Raw genomic sequence first — 25,886 nt, 5'->3', positions numbered from 1 at the left:
GTGCCGGCACCGGCCTCCACAACCACTTCAAGACCCAGGCCGGCCAGCCGTTTCACCGTATCGGGCGAAGCCGCGACGCGCGGCTCGTTCGCATCGAGCTCACGAGGGATGAAAACCGTCTGTCCCACCGCATGATCCTTTCGGCTGGAACCTGTTTGCGCAAAGTGTCGGCCGGGGCGTCCGGCGACGTCAAAGGCAATGGGGTTTTGGAAAGACTATCGCAGAATGAAGGCGCCGACGGCCATGATCAGGACGAACAGGATAGTCGCCGAGAAGAAGCCGCCCGCGAAGAAACCGAAAGCCATCGCCAGAAGTATGGCGCCGCAGAAGAGTGATCCGTATTTGGCCAGCATGAGGAAGCCCGCATAGGTGCGGTCGTGCTCGGCATAGTCCATCTTCGCGCCCAGTTCGACAGGACCGGTCGGCGTGTGCTCAGCCATAGGAATACCCCTTCGAAGACATCTTTCAGGCACATAGCGAAAAGCCGCGCCGAGAGCAATGGCGCTATTGCCGCATCGCAGCCGACAACTGCCTCAAGGGAAATTTGAAGCAAAGCGCCCCTGCGTTCGGCAGAATCGCCGAACCGCTCCGGCTGCTTGTTTTCGCGCAATCCCGGACGAAGCCGGCTGGCGCGTCAACCGCGCTGTCTTTAGCCGGCGAGGTGCGGAAACAATCCAAGCAGGCCGGCTATGATCAGGTAGAGCGCGACGATGTAGTTCAGCAGCCGTGGCATGACTAGGATCAGCACCCCGGCGATCAGCGAGATAAGCGGCGTGAGCGCGAGCTGGGAAATATGCATGTCGGGGTCCTTTTGGCAGATACGTCGAAATGAAGACGCGGAGCGTCAACGCGCCGCCGTCATCAAAACGCGGATCTGGCCGGAAAGCTCCGGAGCTTTGCAAAATCAGGGGCCTCAGGCGGCCTCACGATAATATTTCGCCGTCGGCACGATAGACAAGGGCGTCAGCCGATTGATGGCCGGATTGGCGAACATCAACCGCTGTTCCATGGGCGTCGACCTGAAGAATGGGAAACGTTCGAGCGTCAGGCGCATATTTTCGCCGGCGGGGATTTCGAACAGGGCGATCCGGGTAAGAACGCCCGGAAACTCCTTAGCCTCGGTCCTCTGCACGGCATTGAAGTAACGAGAATAAAAATTGGAATGCTCGACCTTGACCGGCGTCAGCACAGAGTTCTGGCCAAAATAGAGCGAGGCCACCATGGCAAGCCTGAGTGTCAGAAACGGCAGCACTCCGGGTGCCGGCGCGGCGTCAGGATCGGTTGCGAAGCGGGTTCCGTCGATGAAGGTTTCTCCGCGGGCAAGCCGCTCGATCAGTATTTCCGGATAGGCATCAACGGAGGGCGAATTCGGGTGCTCGATGGAAATGTAATGGAAGCGGATTGTGCTCACCAATTCGCCGTAGCAATAGACACCGAATCGGTAGGAATTGGGTAGATTGTCCCAGCGATCCTCGAACATGCCGCTGGCGAGCGGGCCGCACATACCGGAGCGCAGATAGGACTTATAGCGAAGCCGGTAAATCGCTTCCAAATCCTCGCCCCCGGTAATGAGGCGATAATCGACATGCTCAAGCAGTTGCATCATCGATCGATTCAGCACCGAATCCCCGGCTGTGCTTACCCCGCCAGACGCATTCCTTGTAGCTGTTGCAGCATCCATCGTCTGTCCTCGAATTCGACCTAGGATAGGCTATTCGAGTTGAAATGAGACACAAGCCGAAATTTAGATCTTGTTGATTTACATTCCGTTAACCTTAATGGCCGGGAGTCGCCCGAGAATATCTTACTGAGCAATCGTCCGAGCGATTGCCGCTGAGAGGACGTGGATCATGCCTCCGAATACATCTGCATACTCTGAGGAGGACCCTTTCAGCTGCATTGCGCAAAGGCAAAATCGCGGCGGAACCGTATCCCGACACTGAACGAGTTCGACATCAAAGAGCGTCGTGCGATTCGCAACGCGCGGGGAATCCAATCGAGCGAAGTCGAAAATTACGGCGCTAACGGACCGTCCGTTTACCGGTGCGACGCAGGTCAGCGGCGAATGGCCAGGTGACATTCGACATCGTCTCGATACCCGACGCACTGAGCGCGGCACCGAACAGGAAGCCCTGCACGAGATCCGGTTTCACTTGCAAGGCAAGGATCTTGAGCTGCTCAAAGGTCTCGACGCCTTCGACAGTCACCGAAAGTCCAAGCGGCCGCGACAGATTGACAATGCCCTTCAGCAGCTCCAGCGAACGCTTGCTCTGGGTGACGTCCATCAGGAAGGAGCGATCGATCTTGATCTTGTCGAGCGGCAGCTTATGCAGATAGCTCAGGCTCGAATAGCCGGTACCGAAATCGTCAAGTGCGATGCGCACACCGATCTGCTTCAGTTCCTCGATATATTGACGTGTCAGCGACTTGTCATCGAGCAGCGCAGTTTCGGTGACCTCGATCTCCAGCCGGCCGGCGGCAAGGCCGGAGCTGACCAGAGCGTCGCGAACCTTCTGGATGACGTCCCGGTTGCGGAAATCCTTGGCGGAGAGATTGACCGAGACGCTGGTGTGGTCCGGCCATTTGGCGCATTCGGTGCAGGCTGCCTGCAGCACGAAGGTGCTGATCTCGGAAATGATGCCCATTTCCTCCGCCAGCGGAATGAAGATGCCGGGCGAAATCGGCCCGAGGTCGGGATGGTCCCAGCGGCACAGCGCCTCGCAGCTGGCGATGCGCATCGTGCTCATCGCCACGATCGGCTGGTAGACGACGCGCAGGGCCTTGCCTTCCACCGCGCTGCGCAGATCCGCCTTCATCAGCTGGCGGTTGCGGAACGCAGCGTCCATGGCGGCCTCGAACAGCCGCCAGCCGTTCTTGCCGAGCTCCTTGGCCTTATAGAGCGCCAGGTCCGCCTTGACGATCATGGCGTCGACGTCGGTATCCCTGACCCGCGACAGCACGGCGCCGGCGCTGGCCTGGATGCGCAGCCCGTGGCCGGCGACGTCCACCTCCCCTTGCAACGCTGCAAAGATCTCGTCGATCTGAAGGGTCAGATGGCTTTCATCCTCTATACGGTCGAAGAAAACCATGAATTCGTCGCCGCCGAAGCGGCTGACGGTGATGCCTTGTCCCGCAATGGCGGCAAGACGCTCGGCCACCGCGTAGATCAATCCATCGCCGATCGGATGCCCGAGCGTGTCGTTGACACTCTTGAAATCGTCGAGGTCGAGCACGGCAAGGCCGCAGAGGCGGTCACGGTCGCCTGACGCCATCGCCTCGCCGATCAGTTCGTGGAAATAGGCGCGATTGGGCAGGCCGGTGAGATTGTCATAGCGCGCCATGAAGCGGATCTTGTCTTCCGCCTCGACGCGCGCCGTCACGTCCTCGAAGGTGATGACCCCGAGTTCCTGGCTGCCTTCGCGGGCGGAGAATTCGTAGTGCTGGCCATTGGCGAGCGAAACCAGGACCTTACGGTCGCGGCCCTCGCGCAATGCACGCGTCAGCTGGGCTTCGATGTAGCGGCAGTCCTTTGGGGCCAGCATGCCGCCCACGACGCCGCGCATCAACAGACCATGGATTGACCGCCCAAGCAGAGCATCGGCCGATTTGAGCGACATCAGATGCGCGGCCTCGGCATTGGCGACCGCCACCCGACCGTCCGGGCCAAGCATGACGAGGCCATGCGACATGGTATTGAGCGCGCGATCGAATCTGAGCGCGAGCTTCCTCGCTTCCTTGTGGCCGATGACGGCCGAGAAAAGCACATCGCGGACGTGGTCGGCGCTGTTGATCGTGACGAAAGTCAACGGGATGATCATCAGCCCGAGAATGACCGAAGGCACATCCATGCGCAGCAAAAGTGCAAGTGCTGCCGGACCAATGAAGGTCACGGAAAAAACCCGCACCATAATGGGAGAGCCGTAGTTCCGGCCAACAACCGTCACCAAGGTTGCGATGGCCAGCGACGTCGCGGCCAGTTCGGCAAAGGGATCGGGATAGACATAGATCGATATGAAGCACAGCGCGCCCAACGTGAGGCCCTGCACGCTGCCCTTGAGGATGTAGTTGCGCTCCCACCGATGCGCCTCCTGGACGTCGGCTATTACACCGCCTGCCTTCCGGAAGGCGCGAATGCCGAAATAGCGGTAAAGGCAGATGGACAGCAGAACAAAAGAGAAAGCCAGGAACAACGGATTGTTCGTGCGCAAGTAGATCATTAGTCCGAGGATCCAGTAGCACACGCCACCGATCACCAGCATGTGGGCGTTGTCGAACAACGACCGCACAAACTGGATATAAACATCCGCTGGGATGTTTTCGGTCTTTGTTCTGCCCATGTCGTCGGCCCAACGCTAGGCCTCGTCATCTCACATCCGCCTTAAGAAAGGCTTAGAACAGCGGTTTTGGGCGGCTTGCCGAGGGTGCGCAAAGCAGGACAGACTGGGAGAATTGGGCTTTAGGTAAACAAGGCCATCACTCGGCGGCCTGGAGTTCCGCCTTCGCTGACGTGCCGGACAGGCGCTCGAGCAGCCTTTGGCGCTCGCCGGCCGCCTTTTGAGCGCTGGCTTGCCGAACATGGCCGTAGCCGCGGATGAGTGCCGGCACCGAGACGAGGGCCGTGGCGGCCTCGATGGTGTCCGGCGCCAGCGAGTTGGCGACGCGTTGCAGGTCGGCCTCATATTGCGCCAGCAATTGCCGCTCCATGCGCCGCTCGGCGGTGTAGCCGAACAGGTCGAATGCTGTCCCGCGCAGGCCCTTCATCGCCGCCAGCATGCGAAACCCTTTCATCATCCAGGGACCGAAGCTCGATTTCCTCGGTTTGCCGTCATTGCCGCGACGGCCCAGAACCGGCGGCGCCAGGTGGAATTCGAGTTTTTCGTAACTCTGGAACTGCTTGCCGAGTTCGGCGGCGAAGGAGCCGTCGGTATAGAGCCGCGCCACCTCGTATTCGTCCTTGATCGCCATCAGCTTGAACAGGTTCCTGGCCGCCGCTTCCGTCACGGCGCTCGAACCGGGCGCTGCCTTGGCTTCGGCCGCGCGCAGGGCAGCGATCCTGCCGGCGTAGCGCTTACCATAGGCGGCGTTCTGATAGGCGGAAAGGAAAGCGACCCGGCGGGCAATGACTTCGTCCAGCGTCTGGGCAATGGTGGCGGCTTGGCCGTCCTTGCCCGGCTGGACGAGGCCACGCACGAAGTCCGGCTGATGCGCGGCGCGGCGGCCCCAGCGGAAGGCGGCGATGTTCATCCCCACCGCCTCGCCGTTCAATTCGATCGCCTTTTCGACGGCTTGGGCCGACAGCGGCAGACCGCCATGCTGGAAGGCGAAGCCGAGCATAAACATGTTGGCGCCCAGCGAATTGCCGAACAGGACGGTGGCTGTGCGGGTAGCGTCGAAGAAATGCGCCCTGTCGTCGCCGGCAGCAGTGCGGATCGCCTTCTTCAAGCGCTCGATGGGCAGCGAGAAATCGGCCGAGCGGGCAAACTCGCCCGGCATGATCTCGGCAGTGTTGGCGAGGAAGATGGTGTGGCCCTCGCGCACCGCGGCCAGCACCTTCTTGGCGCCCGACACGACGAGATCGCAGCCGAGCACGAGATCGGCTTTGCCGGCCGAGACACGGATGGCGTGGATGTCATCGGGCGTGCGGGCGATGCGGACATGGGTGAACACCGAACCGCCCTTCTGGGCAAGCCCGGCCATGTCGATCATGCCGCAGCCCTTGCCTTCGAGATGAGCCGCCATGCCGAGCACGGCGCCGACGGTGACGACGCCGGTGCCGCCGACGCCGTCGATGATCGCCGCCCAGCCCTGTTCGCCGAGCGGGAATTCGGCGGCTGCTGGAACGCCGTCGAGCGGATCGGTCTTGCCGGCGATGCCTTCGGCCTTGCGGATCTTGGCGCCATGCACCGTGACGAAGGACGGGCAGAAGCCATTGACGCAGGAAAAATCCTTGTTGCAGCTCGACTGGTCGATCCGGCGCTTGCGGCCGAACTCGGTCTCCACCGGCTGGATGGAGACGCAGTTCGATTGGACGCCGCAGTCGCCGCAGCCCTCGCAGATCAGTTCGTTGATGAAGACCCGCTTGTCGGGATCGGGAAAGGTTCCGCGCTTGCGACGGCGGCGCTTTTCGGCGGCACAGGTCTGGTCGTAGAGCAGGATCGAAACCCCGCTAACGCCGCGCAGCTCGCGCTGGACGAGATCGAGATCGTCGCGGTGATGGATGGTGGCGCCGGCCGGGAACTCGACCTTGCCGGCATATTTGTCGGGTTCGTCGGTGACGACGGCGATGCGCTCGATCCCTTCGGCTCGCACCTGCCTGGCGATCATGTCCACCGTCAGGCCGCCTTCATGCGGCTGGCCGCCGGTCATGGCCACCGCGTCGTTATAGAGTATCTTGTAGGTGACGTTGGCGCCCGACGACAGCGCGAAGCGGATCGCCAGCGTGCCGGAGTGGTTGTAGGTGCCGTCGCCGAGATTCTGGAAAATGTGGTCGCGCTTGGAAAAGGGCGCCTGGCCGACCCACTGCGCCCCCTCGCCACCCATGGCGGTGAAGCCGACAGTATTCCTGTCCATCCACAGTGCCATGAAATGGCAGCCGATGCCGGCCGCGGCGATCGAGCCATCCGGCACCTTGGTCGAGGAATTGTGTGGGCAGCCGGAGCAGAAGAAGGGCGTGCGGGAGCCGATGTCCGACGCGTCTGCGAGCATGGCCTGGAACTGGCGCAGCTTCGCCACCCGCGCTGAAATCTCTTCCGACGGACCGATGGTTTTCACGATCCTTTCGCCAAGGGCAATGGCGATTTCGTTGGGGTCGAGCGCGCCCTTGGCCGGAAACAGCCAGTCGCCGCGCTCGTTCTTCTTGCCGACGATGACGGGCTGCGTGGCGGTGCCGTAGAGGCTCTCGCGAAGCTGCACCTCGATCAGCGAACGCTTCTCCTCGACGACGACGATGGTGTCGAGGCCGCGCGCGAACTCGGCAATGTGCTGGAAATCGAGCGGCCAGGGGCAACCGACTTTGAACAGCCGCACGCCGATGCGGCCGGCGGCCGCCTCGTCGATGCCGATATCCTCGAGCGCCTGGCGGACGTCGAGATAGCTTTTGCCGATGGTGATGATGCCGATCCTGGGATTGCGGCCGCCCGAATAGACGACGCGGTTCAGCCCGTTGGCATGGATGAAGGCCGACGCGGCGGCGCGCTTGTACTCATGCAGCCGCTCCTCCTGGCCGAGCATGTCGATCTCGTGGCGGATGTTGAGGCCGCCGGGCGGCATGTCGAACTCGGGATTAACGATGTTCAGACGCTCGATCGAGGCATCGACCGAGGCCGTCGATTCGATGTTGTCCTTGACGCATTTGATGGCCGCCCATGTGCCGGCGAAGCGCGACATGGCAAAACCGTAGAGCCCGTAATCGATTATCTCCTGGACACCGGCCGGGTTGAGGATCGGCACCATGGCGTCGACGAACAGGAATTCGGTGGCATGCGCGTTGGTCGAGGATTCGGCCATGTGGTCGTCGCCCATCAAAGCGAGCGCACCGCCATGTTTCGACGAGCCGGCCAGATTGGCGTGGCGGAAGACGTCGCCGGAGCGGTCGACCCCCGGACCCTTGCCGTACCAAACCGAAAAAACGCCGTCATGGGTGCCTTCGCCCAGCAGTTCCGTCTGCTGCGATCCCCAGCAGGCGGTAGCGGCGAGTTCCTCGTTAAGGCCGGGCTGGAAGACGATGTCGGCCTGGGCGAGCTGTTTTTTTGCCTTCCACAGCTGCATGTCGAGGCCGCCCAGCGGCGAACCGCGATAGCCGGAGACGAAGCCGGCCGTGTTCAGGCCCGCGCGGCGGTCGCGCTCGCGCTGCATCAGCAGCATGCGGATGACCGCCTGGGCGCCGGACAGGAAGATGCGTTCCTTCCCCAGGTCGAACTTGTCGTCGAGCGCGACGTCGTGCAGCGTCATCAGGCATTTCCTCTGCGGAGGCCGCGCGGGGGCAGGCAGCCAGCGTCGGGATCGGATGACGCATCCTTTCTCCCCTTGCAAGACAGGTCAAACGAAATCGGACGTGCCAGGCAACGCGCAACGAACGATCCGCCGTCATCCCTTGCCCGGTATGAAATCGCCCCGCGAGCAATGTCCGGCGTACGAAAATTTCGCTTGCCTTTCGGCTTGGCGGCGAGCGTCAGGTCCCCTTGGAGCAGTCGGGCTTCGGCTCGCCCGGCAGCTTGCCGTCGGGGTGGCCTACGAGATCGGGATTGGCGGTGTAGAGCTGGTCAATGACGAGCGGCCGGTCGGGCAGGATGGACTGGTCTTCGGTGGACATCAGCGTGGTGTCGATCTTCTGCAGGACCGCGCCGTCGGAACCCTTGATAGCGATGGCGATCGTATAAGGCTTGTTCTTGACGACGCAGGTCAAAGCCGGGCTCTCCAGCGTCACCTTGTCGAGCTTGGGCCAGACCTTCTGCTCGACCACCAACGGCGCGCCGCCGGCCGGATCCTGGAAGCTGGCGACCGCGACCTGGCCCTCTCCCATCGGCCGCAAGGGCCGCAGCGTCACGACATAGGTCGCCCTGGCAAGACGATAGTTGAAGACGAATATCTTGCCCGAAATCTCGAACAACTTGCCTTCACCGTCCTTGCCGGTGTCGCGGCAGGCGCCGAGCGCCATCGCCGCGATCAGCGCCATGCCGAGCAGGGCTGAACGAGAGCTAGTCCTGGACATTGTTGACCTCATTGGCCGCCCTGCGGCGGCGATAGTGGCGGCTTGCCTTCTGGCGGTTGCCGCAGACCGCCATGTCGCACCACAGGCGGCTGGAATTGCGGCTGCGGTCGACGAACAGCCAGGAGCAATTGGGGCAGATCCTGAGCCTGGCGACCGTGTCCTCGCGCAGCAGCGACAGGGCGGAAACCGCCAGTGCCGCTTCGAATGCGATCGGCGTTGCCGGATCGCCGAACGGCTTTCCGGGCGTTGCGATCTCGGTCCGACTGCCGGCAAGACCGTCGGCGCAGGCCGCCAGGAGGCCGGAGAGATGATCGGTAGCGACCGTGCCTTTCGACACCGCGTGGCGAAACAACCGGTCCGTCGCCTCGCGGATCGCCAGCACGACAGGCGCGATTGCAGCCGGCGCGGAGACCGCCAGCCGCCTGCCGCCAAGCTCGGCGGCGCGAAAGCCGCTCGCCGCGTCCGCGAAGTGGGCGATCTCGCGCGGATCGTCAAAACGGTCGAAGGTCCTCTCGGGATCGGCACGCAGCACGACGGTGTTCGCCGTGTCGAGCGCGAGCAGGCCGCCGGTGAAGCGGTGCGGGGTCCAGGATACCGTCATGTCCGAAATCTAACCGATAAATGGCATTTGACAAGTTAGATTCGACGATGCAAGTCTGCCCTGAAGCGGGTATTGCCGCTCTCTGTCTGGAGCGTATCGTCGTCCCAAAACCGCTATGCGCTTTGGGCGATATGCCCCGAGGATTTTCGCATGCTGTATCTGTTCCAGCAGGTCCTGAACGGGCTGCATTCAGGCGCACTCTATGCGCTGCTGGCGTTCGGCTATGTGCTGACCAACGGCATCCTGCACCGCACCAACCTGGCCTATGGCGCGCTGTTCGCCTTTTGCGGACAGACGATGATCCTGACCGCCGCCTTCGGCTACCAGGTGCTGTGGCTGACGCTGACGGCGGCGGTGGTGCTCGGCATCGCAGCGGCTTTCCTCTACGCCGCGCTTATCAGCTGCGTCCTGTCGCGCAGCGTCTTCGAACCGCTGGCCGACCGCTCGCCCAACGCGATCGTGGTGACCACGCTTGGCATCCTGCTGGTTTTGTCGGAAGCAAGCCGCATCGCCGCCGACACGCATGATTTGTGGCTGCCGCCTATGCTGGCGCAACCTGTCGTTTTCGCGCAGAATGCCGGCTTCAAGGCGACATTGACGCTGATCCAGCTGCTCGATTGCGCCGTGGTGCTGGGGGCGGTGGCGCTTGCGGCTTGGGGCTTTGCCCATTCGAATTTCGGCCGGCGCTGGCGCGCCGTCTCCGACGATGCCAAGGCGGCCGCCATGTGCGGCGTCGACGTGCGCGCCGTGTTCCGCCACGCAGTGCTGTTCGGCGGTTTCTGCGCCGCGCTGGCCGGCGTCATGGCCGGCCTCTATTACGGCAATGTCAGTTTCGGTTCCGGCCTCGTCTACGGGCTCAAGATCCTGTTCGTGACGGCGGTCGGCGGCTATCTCTCGCCGCCGCGGGCGGCCCTGGGCGCTGCCGCCTTCGGCATGGCCGAGTCGCTGTGGGCCGGCTATTTCCCGGTGGAATGGCGCGACGCATGGATGTACCTGTTCCTCGTCGCCATGCTGGTGCTGATCGGCGCTGGCCGCGACCAGACCAAGATCGCGTGATCCGCATCAGACTTTGGTTGCATGACGCCTGCCACCGATAAGCCTGTTTCGGCAACGAAACGACCGCCTTAACGCTTTGATTTTGCCCACGAACCCTGCCGGAAGCCGGTTCCGGTTTTCCGAGCCCTGCGCCGCAGCCCTGCGCTTCGTCGGCTTCCTCGTCTCACAACCGCGTTGACAGCGCCGCTCCTGTGTTGACCCGTCCTGCCACGCACGGCATACGGTTAGGCCACAGCGGCGCGGCGTAAAACAACGGGGAGCCGTCGCGCCTCGGACAAAAGGGAGGAATGCATGGCAGGGCTTCTCGCTCTATCCAGGACGATCGACCGTGTGAACGAGTTCATCGGCAAATGGATATCGTGGTTGATCCTGCTGGCAATCCTAGTGAGCGCCGCTAACGCGACCATCCGCAAGGTGTTCGACACCTCGTCGAATGCGTGGCTGGAGCTGCAATGGTACCTGTTCGGCGCCGCCTTCATGCTGGCGGCGGCCTACACGCTGAAGCAGAACGACCATATCCGCATCGACATCGTCTATGGCCTGTTCCCGCGCCGCGTGCAGCACTGGATCGACCTTTTCGGCCATGTCTTTTTCCTGATGCCGTTCGTGACGCTGATGGTGATCTATTTCGTCCCGTATGTGTCGCTGTCGTTCCGCAGCGGCGAAATGTCGAACAATTCCGGCGGGCTGATCATCTGGCCGGCAAAGGCGATCCTGCTGGTCGGCTTCTTCCTGCTAGCGCTGCAGGGCATCTCCGAGATCATCAAGAAGATCGCCATCATGCGCGGCGACATGGACGACCCGACCCCGTTCATATCGGCGCATGAGCAGGCGGAACTCGAAGCCAAGGCACTGGCCGACGAGGTGCGCTCGTGATCGAGTTCATCGCCCAGAACATGGCGCCGATCATGTTCGCCTCGCTGGTCCTCTTCCTGCTGATCGGCTATCCCGTCGCCTTCTCGCTCGCCGCCAACGGACTTTTGTTCTTTTTCATCGGCGTGCTGGTCTCACCCTATTCGGGCGGCTCGATCAATCTCGCCTGGCCGCTGCTGCATGCGTTGCCGGATAATTTCTACGGCAGCCGGGTGATGTCGAACGACACGCTGCTGGCGATCCCTTTCTTCACCTTCATGGGCATCGTGCTCGAGCGATCGGGGATGGCGGAAGACCTGCTCGATACGATCGGCCAGCTGTTCGGGCCGATCCGCGGCGGGCTTGCTTATGCCGTGATCTTCGTCGGCGCGCTGCTGGCCGCGACGACCGGCGTGGTGGCGGCATCGGTCATCGCCATGGGGCTGATCTCGCTGCCGATCATGCTGCGCTACGGCTATGACCGCCGGCTGGCGTCCGGCGTCATCGCCGCGTCCGGAACGCTCGCCCAGATCATCCCGCCGTCGCTGGTGCTGATCGTGCTCGCCGACCAGCTCGGCCGCTCGGTCGGCGACATGTATGCGGGCGCGCTGATCCCCGGCATCGTGCTGACCAGCCTCTACATGCTCTACATCCTGATCATGACGATCGTCCGGCCGAATTCGATGCCGGCGCTGCCGCTGGAAGCACGCACGCTCGGCCATGGCGTCGTGTCGCTGCTGGTGGCGTTGCTGGCGACGGTGGCGATCTCCTACGCGGCCTACCGCTATCTCGCACCGACCCATGGCGACAATGCCGACATCCTCGGCGCCAGCATCGGAGTGGCCGTGATCTATATCGTTGCGATCGCCGATCAGCGCCTGAAAATCAACATGATGTCGCGGCTGGCGCAGCAGGTCGTGATCGTGCTGATCCCGCCATTGGCGTTGATCTTCCTGGTGCTGGGCACCATTTTCCTTGGCATCGCCACTCCAACCGAGGGCGGCGCCATGGGCGCTGTCGGCGCGCTGGCGATGGCGGCGATCAAAGGCCGGCTGTCGCTCGACGTGGTCAAGCAGGCGCTCGCTTCGACGACAAGGCTGTCGTCCTTCGTGCTGTTCATCCTGATCGGCGCGCGCGTCTTCTCCCTCACCTTCTACGGCGTCAACGGCCACATCTGGGTCGAGCATCTCCTGACCTCGCTGCCGGGCGGCGAGGTCGGCTTCCTGATCGGCGTCAACATCCTGGTCTTCGTGCTTGCCTTCTTCCTCGATTTCTTCGAACTGGCCTTCATCATCGTGCCGTTGCTGGCACCGGCCGCCGACAAGCTCGGCATCGACCTGATCTGGTTCGGCGTGCTTCTGGGCGTCAACATGCAGACCAGCTTCATGCATCCACCCTTCGGCTTCGCGCTGTTCTACCTGCGCTCGGTCGCCGCCCGGGTGCCCTATCTCGACCGCTTGACCGGCAAGCAGATCGCGCCGGTGACCACGGGTCAGATCTATTGGGGCGCCGTGCCGTTCGTCTGCATCCAGGTGATCATGATCGGGCTCACCATCGCCTTCCCGCAAATGGTGATGCACTACAAGGGCACAGCGGTCGATTCCGGCACGATCGACTATACGGTGCCGGAGGTGCCGGGACTGACGCCGCTCGGCACGCCGCCGGCCGGGAGCGGCCCCGCACCCGCCACTGGCGCCCCGCCGCCCGCCGCGCCTGCCGCGCCCGACCTGTCGCAACCGCCGAACTTCGGCGACACGGCGCCCGCCAAACCGGCGGCACCACAGCCGGATCTGTCGCAGCCGCCGAATTTCAACTGATGCCGGAGGTCGCAAAACCATGAAAGCGGTACGGCTGGAAGCGGTTGGCAGCATCACGCTGCGCGAGGTCGCCAAGCCGGTTCCCGGGCCTGACGATCTGCTGGTGCGCATCGAGTCCTGCGGCGTCTGCGGCACGGACCGGCATCTCTTCCACGGCGAGTTTCCCTGCCGGCCGCCGGTAACACCCGGACATGAGTTCTCCGGCATCGTCGAGGCAATGGGACATTCCGTGAGCGGCTTCTCGATCGGCGACCGCGTCACCGGCGATCCCAACATCGCCTGCGGACGCTGCCGCCATTGCCATGCCGGCCGCATCAATTTGTGCAGCAATCTCAATGCCATCGGCATCCATCGCGACGGCGGCTTCGCCGACTACGTCGTGTTGCCGCAGAAACAGGCCTTCATCCTGCCCGCGGACTTGAAGCCGACGCACGGCGCCTTCTGCGAGCCTCTCGGCTGCTGCCTGCATGGCGTGGATCTGGCCGAGATCAAGCCCGGCTCCTCGGTCGCCATACTTGGCGGCGGCGTGATCGGCCTGCTCACAGTGCAACTGGCAAGGCTTGCAGGGGCGACGACCATCATCCTGTCGACGCGACAGGCATCACGACGCGCACTGGCCGAGGAGCTCGGCGCGACGGCAACGGTCGACGCAAGCGCCGCCGACGTCATCGATGCCATCTCCGGGCCAGCGGGACTGGTGCCCGGCGGTGTCGACGTGGTGCTCGAATGTGCCGGTGTCCAGGAAACGGTCGAGCAGTCGCTGCGGCTGGCGAGGGCCGGCGGCACGGTCGTCATTGTCGGCGTGGTGCCGCAAGGAATGAAGGCGGCGTTCGAGCCCTTCGATCTTCTGTTTCGCGAGTTGAAGGTTCTCGGCTCCTTCCTCAACCCCTACACGCACCGCCGCGCCGCCGAGCTGATCGCTTCGGGCGCGATCGAGATCGACCGGCTGATCTCCAGGCAGGTGCCGCTGGAAGAGGCCGCCGCGGTAATCGCCAACCCGCCTGCCGCCGGCGAGGTCAAGGTGGTGGTGGTGCCGGACCGAGGCTGAGTGCCGCTGTCGCTTCGAACCCGTTCGACCCCCGGCGCTGCGGCGCAAGTTTCGACGCCTTCGACTATCGATGTTTCCAGCACCGACGCCCAACGAATAAACCCCGGACTACCGAGTCCGGGGTCTTCGAAAGGAGGCAGAAAAACCTTACAGCTTGCCGTTGCGCTGCTGGACCATCATGAAGGTGTCGTAATTGTACTCGGCCACCTGCGCCCAGAGATAGTGCTCCTTACGGAATCCCTTGATCGAGTCCCAGATCTTCTTAAACGGCGCGTTCGAGGCTTCCATTTCGGCGTAGACCTCATTGGCCTTCTCGAAGCAGGCGGACATGATCTCCTGGCTGAACGGACGCAGTTTGGCGCCGCCGGCCACCAGCCGCTTCACCGCCGCAGGATTGAGATAGTCGTATTTCTGCAGCATGTTGGCATCGGCGGCTTGCGCGGCGGTATGCAGCAGCGACTTGTAAGTCGGCGAAAGTTCTTCGTATTTCGCCTTGTTGAACATCAGGTGGACGGTCGGGCCGCCTTCCCACCAGCCTGGATAGTAGTAGTAGGGCGCAACCTTATAGAAGCCGAGCTTCTCGTCGTCATAGGGGCCGACCCATTCGGCTGCGTCAATGGTGCCCTTTTCGAGCGCCGGGTAGATGTCGCCGCCGGCGATCTGCTGCGGCACGACGCCGAGCTTCTGCACAACCTTGCCGGCGAAGCCGCCGATGCGCATCTTGAGGCCGGAAAGGTCGGCCACCGTGTTGATCTCCTTGCGGAACCAGCCGCCCATCTGCACGCCGGTATTGCCGCCAGGCAGGCCGAACAAGCCTTGCGTGGCGAGAAATTCGTTGAACAGGTCGATGCCGCCGCCATGATAGTGCCAGGCATTCATGCCGCGCGCGTTGAGCGAGAACGGAACCGCCGCGCCCAGCGCCCAGGTCGGATCCTTGCCCCAGTAATAATATGCCACCGTGTGGCAGGCCTCGACCGTGCCGGCGGTCGTGGCGTCGGCCGCCTGAAGGCCGGGCACCAGTTCGCCAGCGGCGAAGACTTGGATCTGGAAATTGCCGTCGGTGGCTTCCGAAAGCATCTTTGAGAAGACCTCGGCGCCGCCATAGATCGTGTCGAGCGATTTGGGAAAGGACGACGCCAGCCGCCAGGTCACCTTTGGATTGGACTGGGCTATGGCCGGCGCGGCGAGCGTGGCGGCGGCCGCAGCGGCGCCAACGCCGGTCGTCCCGGCCTTGCGGATGAATGAACGACGATCCATGAAGTCCTCCCTTTTGGATCAACAAACCGACGTGCGGCGCATGCTCGATGTCCCGCACGGCTGGGCGAAACAATACACGGGCAAGGAGTCGAGTCCAGCGTGGCGGCCTGATTTGACGGCGTGTGCGCAGGGCCTTGCAACTATAGTCTAACGGGCCGTTTGGTGGCCCATCCGACGGACCGAAACTTGTCATGGAAAAATGTGCTGGGATCGCCTATTTTGAAGGCAGGATTCCCCGGCCCAGATGGAAAACAAAGCCAAAATGCAGCAGCCGCTCGTCGCCATATCGACCGACGTCCGTCAATTCGACAACTACACCTGGCATGCCGCCCCACAGCAATATCTGGAGGCGGCGATCGCCGGCGCCGGCGTGTTTCCGGTGCTGGTGCCCTCGTTCGGCGATCGGCTCGATTTCGATGAGCTGCTGTCGTCGGTCGACGGCGTCATGCTGACCGGCTCGAAATCCAATGTCGACCCCTCGCTCTATGGCGGCGATGCCAGCGAGGCGAACGGCCCCTATGACCCGGCACGCGACGCCACCACCTTGCCGCTGATTCGCAAAGCGATCGAGCGTGGCGTGCCGCTGCTTGCCATCTGCCGCGGCATCCAGGAGATGAACGTGGCGCTGGGCGGCACGCTGGGCACTGAAATCCAGGAGCGTGAAGGCTCGCTCGACCACCGCGCGCCGGTGAGCGACAATCAGGACGAACGTTTCGCGATTCACCAGACCGTTTCGATCAAGGCGGGCAGTTGCCTGGCCAGTGTGTTTGGGGCCGGCGACATGAAGGTCAACTCTTTGCACCGCCAGGCAATCGGCCGGCTTGGTTCGAAGCTGCAGATCGAAGCCGTGGCCGACGACGGCACCGTCGAGGCGGTCTCTGTAAAGGATGCCCGCGCTTTCGCGGTCGGTGTCCAGTGGCATCCCGAATACTGGGTCAAGTCGGATAGTAACTCGGCCAAGATCTTCCGGGCCTTCGGCGACGCGGTTCGCCTGCATGCGGCTGCCAAGGCCGGCGCCCGCGCGGCGGCGGAGTAATCAGTCGTCGGTGCTCGGGTCCCCGGCGGCCGCCAGCGACAGCAGCGGCAGTGCAGGAGCGTAGGATTCGAATCCGTCGCCATCGGCGACCGCGAAGGTGACGATCGGATCGACGCCGTTGACGCTGAAGGCGACCGTGCCGTCCTCCTGCTCGCGCCAGAATTTCGCCCGCTCGATGCCTGGCATGAGTCGGCTACAGTTCGGAGCCACCGTCAAAAGCGACAGGCCGTCCGAGACGGTGGCGCCGCGTTTGATTGCGCAAACCCCCTCATCACCATTGGCGACCAGCCTGTAGGTGTCGGGCGGCGTGGCCTCTTCAGCGACGCTTTCGCCAGTGCCGCCATGAAACAGCTGAACGCCGCCAAACAGGGCGGCGGCTCCGATCAGTACGGAAAGCGTTTTCATGGTGATCCTCATCCATGCGTACGGACAGGATGAAGAATGATTTCAAAGGGTTAAGCTGACGTTAATAAATATGGCAGCCCGACCTCTCAGCCGCGCGCCTTCACATGCACCGTCTCGGGCACAGGTGTGATCGACCGGCGCTCGCTGAACCAGGACACCAGATTGTCGACGCACAGATCCGCCATGGCGCGACGTGTGTGCTCCGACGCCGAACCGACATGCGGCAACAGACTGGCATTGGTCGCGTCAAGCAGCGCCCGCGGCACGTTCGGTTCGTCGGCGAAGACATCGAGCCCGGCGGCGGCGATAGTGCCCTTGGCGAGGGCTGTCGCAAGCGCCGCCTCGTCGACCGTGCTGCCGCGCCCGATATTGACGAAGACGCCGTTGGCGCCAAGCGCCGACAGTATCTCGGCATCGACCGCCTTTTCCGTCGAGGCGCCGCCCGGGACCACCGAAATCAGCGTGTCGACTGCTTCGGCGAGGCCCTTCAGCGTCGGATGATAGGGGTAGGACAGGCCCTCGACCCGGCGCCGGTTGTGATAGGCGACGGGCAATCCGAACGCCTCCAGCCGGCGGGCAATGGCGAGCCCGATGCGGCCCATGCCGAAAATGCCGGCGCTGCGGCCGCGCAAGGTAAGCCGGCTCAAGGGATAGTTGCCCTTGCGCTGCCAGCTGCCGTCGCGCAGCCAGGCTTCGGCGCGCGGCAGGTCGCGCACGGTGTTGATCAGCAGGCCGATGGCGGTGTCGGCGACCTCCTCGGTCAGCACATCCGGCGTGTTGGTGACCATGATGCCGTGATCGCCAGCGTGGCGGGCATCGACCGAATCGTAGCCAACACCGAAACTGGCGACGATCTCAAGCTTGGGCAATGCATCCATGAAGGCCGCGCTGATGCCGCCGAACGAGGCGATGGCGCGCACGTTGTCACGCATTTCATCGGTGACCAGGGACGGGTCGGCGCGCTCGATCCCGACACGCCTGAATGTCCGGTCGATGCGCTCGACCGCGTGGTCGTTGAAATGCCCCGGCACCAGGATGGCGACGGTTTGCAGTTGCTCGGGCTTTGTCATGCACGCTCCACCGGCTTGCCGGTCGACTGTCGCACATGCAGTTCCGGCTTGATCAGTTCCTGAGAGGGCCGCACCGTCTGCCCGTTCAGCTTGTCGAGCAGGGCGCTGGCGGCGCGGCGGCCAACCTCGCGCTGACCGTTCCACACGGTGGTCAGCGCCGGCGTGGCGATTGCCGCCTCCTCGAGATCGTCGTAGCCGGTGACCGATATGTCCAGGCCGGGCACCAGGCCGGCGCGCGCGATGCCGTTCATCAGGCCGATGGCGACGAGGTCGTTCCAGCAGCAGGCGGCTGTCGGCTTGTCCTTCAGGGCCAGAAACTGTCCGGCGGCCTCGAAGCCAGCCTGCTTGGTGCGCGGGCCGGGGATGCGCCAGGCCGGCCGCACTTCCAGCCCGGCGGCCTCCATGGCGTTGACATAGCCCTGGTAGCGATCGCGGCCGGTCGAGGTCTGGTCGGTGCCGCCGATCATGGCGATGCGCTTGTGGCCGAGCGAGATCAGGTGATTGGTGGCAAGCCCCGTGCCATAGGCATCGTCGCCGCGAAAAACCGGCACGTCGGCGCCCTCGACGGTGCGCGCGATCAGCACCGCCGGCAGGCCGTTTTCCTCGGCCATCAGAATATCCGAGGCCGGAGTACCGATGGCCGGCGACATGATGACGCCGTCGGCACCGAGCTGCAACAGCGTGTCGATGAAAGTGCGCTGCTTCTCGAGCTGGTCGTAGTGATTGGACAGGATGAAGGTCTGGCGGCTGCGGTCGAGCTCGCTTTCGATCGAGCGCAGGATCTCGGCGAAGAACGGGTTCATGATGTCATGCACGACGACACCGACAATGCCCGAACGCGAGGTGCGCAGGCTGGCGGCACGGCGGTTGTAGATGTAACCGATGGCGCGGGCATGTTCCTTGATGCGGTCGCGGGTGCCGCCTGCGACCAGCGGGCTGTCGCGCAGCGCCAGCGATACCGTGGCCGTGGATACACCGAGCGCATCCGCGATCGTCGACAGCTTGATCTTCTGTGCCAGCCTTCCCCTCCCCCGTCGTTTTTTTAAACTGTTTAAAGGCGGCCTTATGCCACCCTTCGAGGCTAAATCAAAGTTTTTTTGCCAGCGCTTCCGCCTCGACGTCCAGCACCGCACGATTGCGCAGGCGCAGCCGGTGCTCGCGATGGACGATGTAGAGACCGCTGGCGACGATGACGGCGGCGCCGACGAGCGTCCAGCGGTCGGGGAACTGCTTGAAGACGATGAGCCCGGAAAGGATCATCCACACCATCTGCGAATAGGGATAGGGGGCGAGCGCGGTGGTGGTGGCCATGCGATAGGCCTGCACCAGAAGCCAATGACCGACGCCGCCAAAGACGCCGAGCATGAGCAGGATGAACCAGTGCCAGCCATCATGCGGCAGGGAAAACGAGAACGGCAGCATGGGCAGGAGCACCACCGCCGGGGCCAGTGCCGAAAACAGGATGAGGCTTTCCGATGTCTCGGTCGCCGACATGCGCCGGGTCATGATCACATAGAAGCAGTTCGACAGCATCGAGCCGAGCGCGAACAGGTGGCCGATGCCGAAAACGCCGACTCCCGGCCTTGTGATGATCAGAACCCCGGCGAACGCGGCCAGGATCGCCAGCCACCGCCGCCAGCCCGCCCATTCGCCAAGCAGCGGGCCGGCAAGTGCGGTGATGACCATCGGCCCGAAGAAATAGATCGATGTCGTCTCGGCCAGTTGCAGGGACCGCAGGGCCAGCACGTTGAAGATGGTCGAGCCGAACAGGAACAGCCCGCGCAGGACATGAGCCGGCAGGTTGGCCGGACGGAACCGCGCCGGTTCACGCCAGCCGCGCAATAGCGCGCCGACCAGCACGACATGCACGGCAAAGCGCACCCAGGCGACGACAAGCGCGGAGACGCCGGCTAGGACGAGGTATTTGCTGCTGGTGTCGAGAAAGGTGAAGAAGACATAGGTGGAAAGCATGCACAGGATCGCCACCGGCGGCGTCGCGCTTTCTGAAGATGTTTGGGGAGCACTCACTTGCAGGCCGGATGGAAAGCTGGGCTGAGGCCCACCTTTTGCGGCAATTGCGGGCGTGCGGCAAGCCAAAAGCGGCTGGCACAACAAGACGCGCCGACAGGCTCAGGCCGGCGCCGTCAGGGATGCATGCGAGCGCCCTTGGTGATCTTGTCGACCGTCTTCTTGTCGGCGCGCAATCCAATGCCGACCACCTTGGCGTCTTCCGGCGCGAATTCGGCGAAGACGGCGCGGTTGGCTGCGTCGAACCCGGTCGAGAACATCTCCTCGACATAGAGCGAGCTCGTTACTCCGCGCTCCAGGGCGCGGCTGTGGATCGCGCCGAGTGTCACCTGGTCGGCGGACAGCACGATGACGGGCTGGATCGACAGCGGATTGTAGACATTGCCGGCGCGGTCACGATAGGGCTCGCCGATGATATCGGGGAACTGCGCGACGACGCCGCTGGTCAGGAATGCGGTGACGTTGAGTTTTTGCCAGACCGGCAGATCATCCCTGAGCACGATTGCAAATTTCGTATCGAACATGAGACAGTGACCATTCGTGGTTATGCCCCTTTCAAGGCGAAAGGAAGCGATGTCGCTCGATCTAGGCAGCCAGGCGTTCCAGGGTCTTGGACGTTTGTGCGCGGAGGCCGCGGAAAACTGCATCATTGCCGCCTGCGATCCTGCCGGTATGGAGCGCATCGAGGCGCGATTCCACGGCAGCGCCTTCGACCTGCATCGCCACGACACCTATGCGATCGGGGTGACGCTGCAAGGCGTGCAGAGCTTTCGCTATCGCGGTGCGGTGCGGCATAGCCTGCCCGGCCAGATCATCGTCCTGCATCCCGACGAACTGCATGATGGCGGCGCCGGAACCGAGGACGGGCTGCGCTACAGGATCCTCTATCTGGAACCGTCACTGATGCTGGACTGCCTCGGCGGCGCATCGCTGCCTTTCGTCAGGCAGGCCGTGGTGGCGGACGAACGCCTGCGCGCGACCTTGCTTTCGGCGCTGGGTCCGCTGGAGGAGGAACTCGATGAGCTGTTCGTCGCCGACTTCCTGGCGCAACTGATGCAAGGGCTCGCCCGCCATGCCGGCCAGCCGGCGAGAGCGGTGCCGGGAACGGCCTGGCGGGCGGCCGCTCTGGCGCGCGACTATCTCACGGAAAACTCTGCCCGGCCCGTGCGATCCGACGAGTTGGAGGCGGTTACCGGGTTCGACCGCTATGCCTTGTCCAAGCATTTCCGCGCCGCTTTCTCCACCAGCCCGCATCGTTTCCTTTTGATGCGCCGGCTTCAGCGCGCGCGACGCATGATCGCCGCCGGCGAGCCGCTGGCACAGATCGCGGCCGAGGCCGGTTTCAGCGACCAAAGCCACTTCAACAGGCAATTCAAGAAGGCATTCGGCATGACGCCGGGACGCTGGTCTTCGCTGATCCGTGGGGCCGCAGCGGCAGCCTGATCACCGCACCGGCGGTCAGTCGTCCGACTCGGCGTCGTCGTCGATCAAGGCCAGTTCTTCGTTCGAAAGATTGGCCTCGATGCGGGCTAGAAATTTGAACAGCGCCTTCTGGTCCTTCTTGTCGAGGCCCTTCAGCGCCTGCTTTTCGGTCTTCTTCACCGATTTTTCGATGGCGCGGATGGTCTCGCGGCCGGTGTCAGTGAGAAAGATATGCGCCTGGCGGGCATCGGCGTCGGAGGCGCGCTTTTGCAGGAAACCCTGTGCCTGCAGCCGATTGATGGTCTTGGTGATGGTGGGCGGGCGCACGCCGAGCCGGCCAGCCAGATTGCCCGGGGTCTGGCCATCCTCGCGGTCGAGCGCCAGCATGATCTGGTCCTGGCCGGCATAGAAGCCATGCGCCAGCAGCCGTGCCGCAAGCGCTGTTCTTGCCAGCCTTGCCGCCGAATGCAGCCGGCTCATTGTCGCAGTCTTGTCCGCCTTGGCCATGGTCATCCCTCTTCGGCCATACCGGTGCGGGCAGCATAGACGCAGCCGGCCGGTTGGCAATCGACGATCAAAAAAGATTCCGGCGCCTGAAACAGCTTTGCCGGCAAGCATTGCGGTACCCGCCGTGGCTAATGCCAGATGATTATTTCAGTTAGATGACAAACGACTTTTCGCGAAAGCGATTGCGGTGGATCGGCCGGCCGTGGTCGTCCACAGGCTCTTTTTGCGCACCGATACCGCATGGCCTGCAGGGCGCCGCCAGCCGCCTAGTTCGACGAGACGCTGACCTATGGATTGGACCGCAGCCATTCGCGGTTTGCCTCGTGCAAAAGCCCGCCGCGCATCCTATATGGAGCCGACAATCCCTTTCGAGGCCGAAATCTTTCAAGGCCCATCCATTCGAGGCAAGCCATGAGCGACGCACAGACGCAGATCCCCGTAACCGTTCTGACCGGCTATCTCGGCGCCGGCAAGACGACGCTGCTCAACCGCATCCTGTCGGAAAACCACGGCAGGCGCTACGCCGTCATCGTCAACGAATTCGGCGAGATCGGCATCGACAACGACCTGATCGTGGAATCCGACGAGGAAATCTACGAGATGAACAATGGCTGCGTCTGCTGCACGGTGCGTGGCGACCTGATCCGTGTGGTCGAAGGCCTGATGCGCCGGCCCGGCCGCTTCGACGCCATCGTGGTGGAGACCACGGGTCTCGCCGATCCGGTGCCGGTGGCGCAGACCTTCTTCATGGACGACGACGTGCGCTCCAAGACGAAGCTCGACGCCGTGGTGGCGCTGGTCGACGCCAAGCACCTGCCGCTCAGGCTGAAGGATTCCAAGGAAGCCGAGGACCAGATCGCCTTCGCCGACGTCGTCGTGCTCAACAAGACCGACCTCGTCACACCAGAAGAACTGGTCAAGGTCGAAGCGACGATCCGCGCCATCAACCCGGCCGCAAGGATCCATCGCACCACCCGCGCCGGCGTGGCGCTGTCGGAAGTGCTCGACCGCGGCGCCTTCGACCTGTCCAGGGCGCTGGAGAACGACCCGCATTTCCTCGAGGCGCATGACGACCACCATGACCATGATCATGACCACGACCATCACCACCACGATCATGACGGGCACGATCATGACCACGATGGGCACCACCATCACGCGCACCCATCCGACATCCATGACGTGACGGTGCAGTCGGTTTCGCTGCGCGGGGGCGAGATGGATCCGAAGAAATTCTTCCCCTGGATCGAGAAGGTCACCCAGATGGAGGGGCCGAACATCCTGCGCCTGAAAGGCATCATCGCCTTGAAGGGCGACGACGAGCGTTACGTCATCCAGGGCGTGCACATGATCATCGAGGGCGACCACCAGCGCGCCTGGAAAGACGGCGAGAAGCATGAGAGCCGGCTGGTGTTCATCGGTCGCGAACTGGACGCCGAACGGCTGAAGAAGAGCTTCGAGGCCTGCCAGGCCGCTTGATTTCCGGACTTTATGGCGGTAGCGCTGCCCGCTCTTCCTTCTCCCCTTGCGGGAGAGGGTGGGGCCGCGCCTGGCGCGCTGGCGGCTCCCGAGACGACCAGCAACAATCTGGAATGGACCTGTCCTACATGCCGACCGTCGCCCCGCTTGATCTCGAAGGCCATTGCCTTGCCGCCGTCTTCCTCGGCGACGTGCCGCATTTCGCGCTGGCCGACGGCACCGTCCATCGGCTCGACAATGGCCACAAGACGGTGCAGGCCAATGACGGGCTGCTCGCGGCCTTCCACGATGCCGCCAATGACCGGCTGCTCACCGGCGGTGAAGACGGCAAGGTGTTTGCGGTGAAAGCGGGCGGCGAGGCCAAGGAATTGGCGAGCGCGGGCAAGAAGTGGGTCACCAGCGTCGCCGCTGGCCCGCAAGGTGCCATCGCCTACGCTACAGGCAAGACCGCCTATGTGCGCTTTGCCGACGGCCACACAAAAGAGTTCGCCCATCCGCGTTCGGTCGAGGGGCTGGCATTTTCGCCCAAGGGCATGCGCTTCGGCGTCGCGCGCTACAATGGCGCGACGCTGCATTTCCCGGCCGCCGAGGGCAAGCCGGTGGAGCTCGAATGGGCCGGCGCCCATACCGGCATCACCTTCTCGCCGGATGGCGCCTTCCTGGTCACCACCATGCAGGAAAACGCGCTGCACGGCTGGAAGCTGGCAGACGGCAAGCACATGCGCATGAGCGGCTATCCCGCGAAGGTCAAAAGCCTGTCATGGAGCGTGAAAGGCAAGTGGCTGGCGAGTTCCGGCGCGCCGGCGGCGATCGTCTGGCCGTTTTCAGGCAACGATGGGCCAATGGGCAAGGCGCCGCTGGAACTCGGTACGCGCGGCAATGCGATGGTGACCTCAGTCGCCTGCCATCCGAGCCAGGACGTCGTCGCCATCGGCTATGAGGACGGCATGGTGATGGCGGTGCGTTTTTCCGACGCCAAGGAAGTGCTGTTGCGTCGCCCCGGCAAGGGCGCCATCACCTCGATGATGTGGGACAGGGAGGAACGGCGCATCGCCTTCGGCAGTGCCGCCGGCGACTGCGGCGTTATCGACATCACCGGTTAGGGGAGTAGGGGAGTAGAGCAATATGGGAGCGGGTTTAGAGCATCCGGGCCGTTGAGCGCCCACTACTCCACTACTGCGCTAAAGAGGGGTTTCATGCACAGCGCCCACACGTCCATTGGCGGCGTCAGCCGCGACCGCATTGCCGCATTGCGGGACGCCGAAGGCGCCAGCTTCCGCAAGGCGCGGCCGAAATCGCAGGCCAAGGCCGGCAACGGCCTGCCTGGCTTCTTCGGCGGGGTGCCGATGCACTGGATGAACGACTGGCCGACGCCGTTTCCGATCCTGGTCCAGAGCGCCAGAGGCGCTACGATCACCGACATCGACGGCAACAGGCTCGACGATTTCTGCCTCGGCGACACCGGATCGATGTTCGGCCACTCGCCGCCGGCGATAGCGCGCGCCATCCGCCGGCAGGCCGGACGCGGCCTGACATACATGCTGCCTTCGGAAGATGCGCTCGCCATCGGACCGCTGCTGCAACAGCGCTTCGGCCTGCCGTTCTGGCAGATCGCCACGACGGCGACCGATGCCAACCGCTTCGCGCTGCGCGTTGCCCGCGCCGTCACCGGGCGAGAAAAGATATTGGTTTTCAACGGCTGTTATCACGGCTCTGTCGACGAGACGATGGTGCGGCTGATCGACGGCAAGCCGGCCAACCGGCCCGGATTGGCCGGAGAATTCCGCGACCTGACCCGCACGGCCAAGGTCATCGAGTTCAACGACGTTGCCGCGCTGGAGGCAGCGCTCAGGGACAAGGATGTCGCCTGCGTCATCGCCGAACCGGTGCTGACCAATTCCTGCATGGTGCTGGCCGATCCCGGTTTCCACGAGGCGCTGCGAAAGCTGACCCGCGCGGCCGGCACGCTGCTTCTGATCGACGAGACGCATACGATCTCGACCGGACCGGGCGGCTATTCCGCGAAATACGGGCTGGAGCCGGACCTGTTCGTGCTAGGCAAGCCGATCGCCGGTGGTGTACCGGCAAGCGTATGGGGCATGAGCGAAGAGGTCGCCTCGCGCTACGCCGACTACAACAGGACGAAAGAGCCGGGTTATTCCGGCATGGGCACGACGCTCTCGGCCAATCCTCTGCAATTCGCCGCGATGCGCGCCGCGCTCGAAGAAGTGATGACGGCCGAGAACTACGACCGCATGGATCATCTGGCGCGACGGCTCGATGCCGGGCTGACCACGGTCATCGACCGCTACCGCCTGCCATGGCATGTCGCCCGCGTCGGCGCCCGCGTCGAATTCATCTGCGCGCCGGGCCCGCTGCGCAATGGGGCGGAGGCGGAGGCCGCGCACGCGCCGGAACTCGAAGCCGCCATCCATGTCGCGCTGGTCAATCGCGGCGTGCTTATCGCGCCCTTCCACAATATGATGCTGATCTCTCCGGCGACCACTGGCGCCCAGGTCAACCGGCTGATCACCGCCTTCGGCGCAGTTGCGGCGGAGCTTGCGGCATGAGACAAGCCACCCAACAGACAGGCGCGCA

General features: G+C 63.6%; 23 protein-coding genes and 1 pseudogene. 9 read left to right on the top strand and 15 right to left on the bottom strand.

Annotated elements, in window-relative coordinates; translation table 11 throughout:
- The 8 genes and pseudogenes from LB541_RS26755 to LB541_RS26720 form a co-directional block, all read right to left on the bottom strand.
- Window positions 1-128: pseudogene (locus LB541_RS26755) on the bottom strand (NAD(P)(+) transhydrogenase (Re/Si-specific) subunit alpha); the annotation flags it as partial.
- A gap of 87 nt (window positions 129-215) precedes the next feature.
- Window positions 216-440 (bottom strand): aa3-type cytochrome c oxidase subunit IV, encoded by a 225-nt coding sequence (locus LB541_RS26750; RefSeq protein ID WP_140501115.1) that lies wholly within the window; start codon window positions 438-440, stop codon window positions 216-218.
- Between the two features lie 209 nt (window positions 441-649).
- A complete protein-coding gene (locus LB541_RS26745; protein WP_140501117.1) occupies window positions 650-799 on the bottom strand; it encodes a DUF3096 domain-containing protein in 150 nt (49 codons plus the stop codon).
- Between the two features lie 114 nt (window positions 800-913).
- Window positions 914-1,606, bottom strand: coding sequence for an N-acyl amino acid synthase FeeM domain-containing protein (locus LB541_RS26740; RefSeq protein WP_224619964.1), 693 nt, complete (start codon window positions 1,604-1,606; stop codon window positions 914-916).
- A gap of 415 nt (window positions 1,607-2,021) precedes the next feature.
- Window positions 2,022-4,337, bottom strand: a complete 2,316-nt coding sequence (locus LB541_RS26735; RefSeq protein ID WP_140525585.1) for a putative bifunctional diguanylate cyclase/phosphodiesterase — start codon at window positions 4,335-4,337, stop codon at window positions 2,022-2,024.
- A 136-nt stretch (window positions 4,338-4,473) separates the two neighbouring features.
- Window positions 4,474-7,950, bottom strand: coding sequence for an indolepyruvate ferredoxin oxidoreductase family protein (locus LB541_RS26730; protein WP_224619963.1), 3,477 nt, complete (start codon window positions 7,948-7,950; stop codon window positions 4,474-4,476).
- Window positions 7,951-8,170: 220 nt separating this feature from the next.
- A complete protein-coding gene (locus LB541_RS26725; RefSeq protein WP_404926006.1) occupies window positions 8,171-8,710 on the bottom strand; it encodes a hypothetical protein in 540 nt (179 codons plus the stop codon).
- The gene (locus tag LB541_RS26720) at window positions 8,697-9,311 is read right to left on the bottom strand and encodes a CGNR zinc finger domain-containing protein (RefSeq protein WP_140525588.1); all 615 of its coding nucleotides are present in this window, start codon (window positions 9,309-9,311) and stop codon (window positions 8,697-8,699) included. Before LB541_RS26720 ends, LB541_RS26725 begins: the two co-directional genes overlap by 14 nt.
- Window positions 9,312-9,461: 150 nt before the next feature.
- On the opposite strand from LB541_RS26720, the gene LB541_RS26715 reads away from it, so the two are divergent.
- The 4 genes from LB541_RS26715 to LB541_RS26700 all read left to right on the top strand — a co-directional run bounded on the left by LB541_RS26715 (window position 9,462) and on the right by LB541_RS26700 (window position 14,084).
- On the top strand, window positions 9,462-10,367 hold the full coding sequence (locus LB541_RS26715; protein WP_224619962.1) for a branched-chain amino acid ABC transporter permease: 906 nt from the start codon (window positions 9,462-9,464) through the stop codon (window positions 10,365-10,367).
- Window positions 10,368-10,658: 291 nt separating this feature from the next.
- Window positions 10,659-11,243: a TRAP transporter small permease subunit gene (locus tag LB541_RS26710; protein ID WP_140501131.1), complete on the top strand. Its 585-nt coding sequence runs from the start codon at window positions 10,659-10,661 to the stop codon at window positions 11,241-11,243.
- Entirely contained in the window at window positions 11,240-13,036 is a 1,797-nt protein-coding gene (locus LB541_RS26705) for a TRAP transporter large permease subunit (RefSeq protein WP_224619961.1), read from the top strand. Before LB541_RS26710 ends, LB541_RS26705 begins: the two co-directional genes overlap by 4 nt.
- Before the next feature lie 19 nt (window positions 13,037-13,055).
- A complete protein-coding gene (locus LB541_RS26700; RefSeq protein WP_224619960.1) occupies window positions 13,056-14,084 on the top strand; it encodes a zinc-dependent alcohol dehydrogenase family protein in 1,029 nt (342 codons plus the stop codon).
- A gap of 147 nt (window positions 14,085-14,231) precedes the next feature.
- Here LB541_RS26700 and LB541_RS26695 read toward each other — a convergent pair whose 3' ends face one another.
- Window positions 14,232-15,341: a TRAP transporter substrate-binding protein gene (locus LB541_RS26695; protein WP_140501135.1), complete on the bottom strand. Its 1,110-nt coding sequence runs from the start codon at window positions 15,339-15,341 to the stop codon at window positions 14,232-14,234.
- A 262-nt stretch (window positions 15,342-15,603) separates the two neighbouring features.
- Between LB541_RS26695 and LB541_RS26690 the strand changes: the two genes are divergently transcribed.
- On the top strand, window positions 15,604-16,377 hold the full coding sequence (locus LB541_RS26690) for a gamma-glutamyl-gamma-aminobutyrate hydrolase family protein (RefSeq protein ID WP_140513543.1): 774 nt from the start codon (window positions 15,604-15,606) through the stop codon (window positions 16,375-16,377).
- Here LB541_RS26690 and LB541_RS26685 read toward each other — a convergent pair whose 3' ends face one another.
- The 5 genes from LB541_RS26685 to LB541_RS26665 all read right to left on the bottom strand — a co-directional run bounded on the left by LB541_RS26685 (window position 16,378) and on the right by LB541_RS26665 (window position 20,404).
- Window positions 16,378-16,782 carry a hypothetical protein gene (locus LB541_RS26685; RefSeq protein ID WP_140512842.1) on the bottom strand — a complete coding sequence of 135 codons (405 nt, stop codon included), beginning with the start codon at window positions 16,780-16,782 and terminating at the stop codon, window positions 16,378-16,380.
- 86 nt (window positions 16,783-16,868) lie between these two features.
- On the bottom strand, window positions 16,869-17,852 hold the full coding sequence (locus LB541_RS26680) for a 2-hydroxyacid dehydrogenase (RefSeq protein WP_224619959.1): 984 nt from the start codon (window positions 17,850-17,852) through the stop codon (window positions 16,869-16,871).
- Entirely contained in the window at window positions 17,849-18,871 is a 1,023-nt protein-coding gene (locus LB541_RS26675) for a LacI family DNA-binding transcriptional regulator (RefSeq protein WP_140501249.1), read from the bottom strand. The genes LB541_RS26680 and LB541_RS26675 overlap by 4 nt, the downstream gene beginning before the upstream one ends.
- A gap of 67 nt (window positions 18,872-18,938) precedes the next feature.
- Window positions 18,939-19,823, bottom strand: a complete 885-nt coding sequence (locus LB541_RS26670) for a DMT family transporter (RefSeq protein WP_181165295.1) — start codon at window positions 19,821-19,823, stop codon at window positions 18,939-18,941.
- 173 nt (window positions 19,824-19,996) lie between these two features.
- Window positions 19,997-20,404, bottom strand: a complete 408-nt coding sequence (locus LB541_RS26665) for a DUF2000 family protein (RefSeq protein ID WP_140525592.1) — start codon at window positions 20,402-20,404, stop codon at window positions 19,997-19,999.
- Window positions 20,405-20,453: 49 nt separating this feature from the next.
- Here LB541_RS26665 and LB541_RS26660 point away from each other — a divergent pair, with 49 nt between their 5' ends.
- Window positions 20,454-21,323 carry an AraC family transcriptional regulator gene (locus tag LB541_RS26660; RefSeq protein WP_224619958.1) on the top strand — a complete coding sequence of 290 codons (870 nt, stop codon included), beginning with the start codon at window positions 20,454-20,456 and terminating at the stop codon, window positions 21,321-21,323.
- A 15-nt stretch (window positions 21,324-21,338) separates the two neighbouring features.
- Here the strand turns inward: LB541_RS26660 and LB541_RS26655 are convergent, their stop codons facing one another.
- Window positions 21,339-21,809, bottom strand: a complete 471-nt coding sequence (locus LB541_RS26655) for a MarR family winged helix-turn-helix transcriptional regulator (RefSeq protein WP_140501145.1) — start codon at window positions 21,807-21,809, stop codon at window positions 21,339-21,341.
- A gap of 411 nt (window positions 21,810-22,220) precedes the next feature.
- Between LB541_RS26655 and LB541_RS26650 the strand changes: the two genes are divergently transcribed.
- The 3 genes from LB541_RS26650 (at window position 22,221) to LB541_RS26640 (ending at window position 25,858) form a co-directional block, all read left to right on the top strand.
- Window positions 22,221-23,288 carry a CobW family GTP-binding protein gene (locus LB541_RS26650; RefSeq protein WP_224619957.1) on the top strand — a complete coding sequence of 356 codons (1,068 nt, stop codon included), beginning with the start codon at window positions 22,221-22,223 and terminating at the stop codon, window positions 23,286-23,288.
- Between the two features lie 128 nt (window positions 23,289-23,416).
- Complete coding sequence (locus LB541_RS26645; RefSeq protein WP_224619968.1) at window positions 23,417-24,391, top strand: WD40 repeat domain-containing protein; 975 nt, start codon at window positions 23,417-23,419, stop codon at window positions 24,389-24,391.
- Window positions 24,392-24,484: 93 nt separating this feature from the next.
- Window positions 24,485-25,858, top strand: coding sequence for an aspartate aminotransferase family protein (locus tag LB541_RS26640; protein WP_140567824.1), 1,374 nt, complete (start codon window positions 24,485-24,487; stop codon window positions 25,856-25,858).
- Window positions 25,859-25,886 lie beyond the last annotated feature (28 nt).

Source organism: Mesorhizobium sp. BR1-1-15 (assembly GCF_020165475.1).
In the GTDB taxonomy this organism is placed as follows: Bacteria; Pseudomonadota; Alphaproteobacteria; order Rhizobiales; family Rhizobiaceae; genus Mesorhizobium.
Note: the sequence above shows the minus strand (reverse complement) of the source record. Positions and strands in the feature narration are given on the sequence as shown.

What these genes read in the sequence shown, in the direction of transcription:
- LB541_RS26750 (WP_140501115.1), bottom strand. Translation starts at nt 440, where the DNA reads ATGGCTGAGCACACGCCGACCGGTCCTGTCGAACTGGGCGCGAAGATG.
- LB541_RS26745 (WP_140501117.1), bottom strand. Translation starts at nt 799, where the DNA reads ATGCATATTTCCCAGCTCGCGCTCACGCCGCTTATCTCGCTGATCGCC.
- LB541_RS26740 (WP_224619964.1), bottom strand. Translation starts at nt 1,606, where the DNA reads ATGATGCAACTGCTTGAGCATGTCGATTATCGCCTCATTACCGGGGGC.
- LB541_RS26735 (WP_140525585.1), bottom strand. Translation starts at nt 4,337, where the DNA reads ATGGGCAGAACAAAGACCGAAAACATCCCAGCGGATGTTTATATCCAG.
- LB541_RS26730 (WP_224619963.1), bottom strand. Translation starts at nt 7,950, where the DNA reads ATGACGCTGCACGACGTCGCGCTCGACGACAAGTTCGACCTGGGGAAG.
- LB541_RS26725 (WP_404926006.1), bottom strand. Translation starts at nt 8,710, where the DNA reads ATGTCCAGGACTAGCTCTCGTTCAGCCCTGCTCGGCATGGCGCTGATC.
- LB541_RS26720 (WP_140525588.1), bottom strand. Translation starts at nt 9,311, where the DNA reads ATGACGGTATCCTGGACCCCGCACCGCTTCACCGGCGGCCTGCTCGCG.
- LB541_RS26715 (WP_224619962.1), top strand. Translation starts at nt 9,462, where the DNA reads ATGCTGTATCTGTTCCAGCAGGTCCTGAACGGGCTGCATTCAGGCGCA.
- LB541_RS26710 (WP_140501131.1), top strand. Translation starts at nt 10,659, where the DNA reads ATGGCAGGGCTTCTCGCTCTATCCAGGACGATCGACCGTGTGAACGAG.
- LB541_RS26700 (WP_224619960.1), top strand. Translation starts at nt 13,056, where the DNA reads ATGAAAGCGGTACGGCTGGAAGCGGTTGGCAGCATCACGCTGCGCGAG.
- LB541_RS26695 (WP_140501135.1), bottom strand. Translation starts at nt 15,341, where the DNA reads ATGGATCGTCGTTCATTCATCCGCAAGGCCGGGACGACCGGCGTTGGC.
- LB541_RS26690 (WP_140513543.1), top strand. Translation starts at nt 15,604, where the DNA reads ATGCAGCAGCCGCTCGTCGCCATATCGACCGACGTCCGTCAATTCGAC.
- LB541_RS26685 (WP_140512842.1), bottom strand. Translation starts at nt 16,782, where the DNA reads ATGAAAACGCTTTCCGTACTGATCGGAGCCGCCGCCCTGTTTGGCGGC.
- LB541_RS26680 (WP_224619959.1), bottom strand. Translation starts at nt 17,852, where the DNA reads ATGACAAAGCCCGAGCAACTGCAAACCGTCGCCATCCTGGTGCCGGGG.
- LB541_RS26670 (WP_181165295.1), bottom strand. Translation starts at nt 19,823, where the DNA reads ATGCTTTCCACCTATGTCTTCTTCACCTTTCTCGACACCAGCAGCAAA.
- LB541_RS26665 (WP_140525592.1), bottom strand. Translation starts at nt 20,404, where the DNA reads ATGTTCGATACGAAATTTGCAATCGTGCTCAGGGATGATCTGCCGGTC.
- LB541_RS26660 (WP_224619958.1), top strand. Translation starts at nt 20,454, where the DNA reads ATGTCGCTCGATCTAGGCAGCCAGGCGTTCCAGGGTCTTGGACGTTTG.
- LB541_RS26655 (WP_140501145.1), bottom strand. Translation starts at nt 21,809, where the DNA reads ATGGCCAAGGCGGACAAGACTGCGACAATGAGCCGGCTGCATTCGGCG.
- LB541_RS26650 (WP_224619957.1), top strand. Translation starts at nt 22,221, where the DNA reads ATGAGCGACGCACAGACGCAGATCCCCGTAACCGTTCTGACCGGCTAT.
- LB541_RS26645 (WP_224619968.1), top strand. Translation starts at nt 23,417, where the DNA reads ATGCCGACCGTCGCCCCGCTTGATCTCGAAGGCCATTGCCTTGCCGCC.
- LB541_RS26640 (WP_140567824.1), top strand. Translation starts at nt 24,485, where the DNA reads ATGCACAGCGCCCACACGTCCATTGGCGGCGTCAGCCGCGACCGCATT.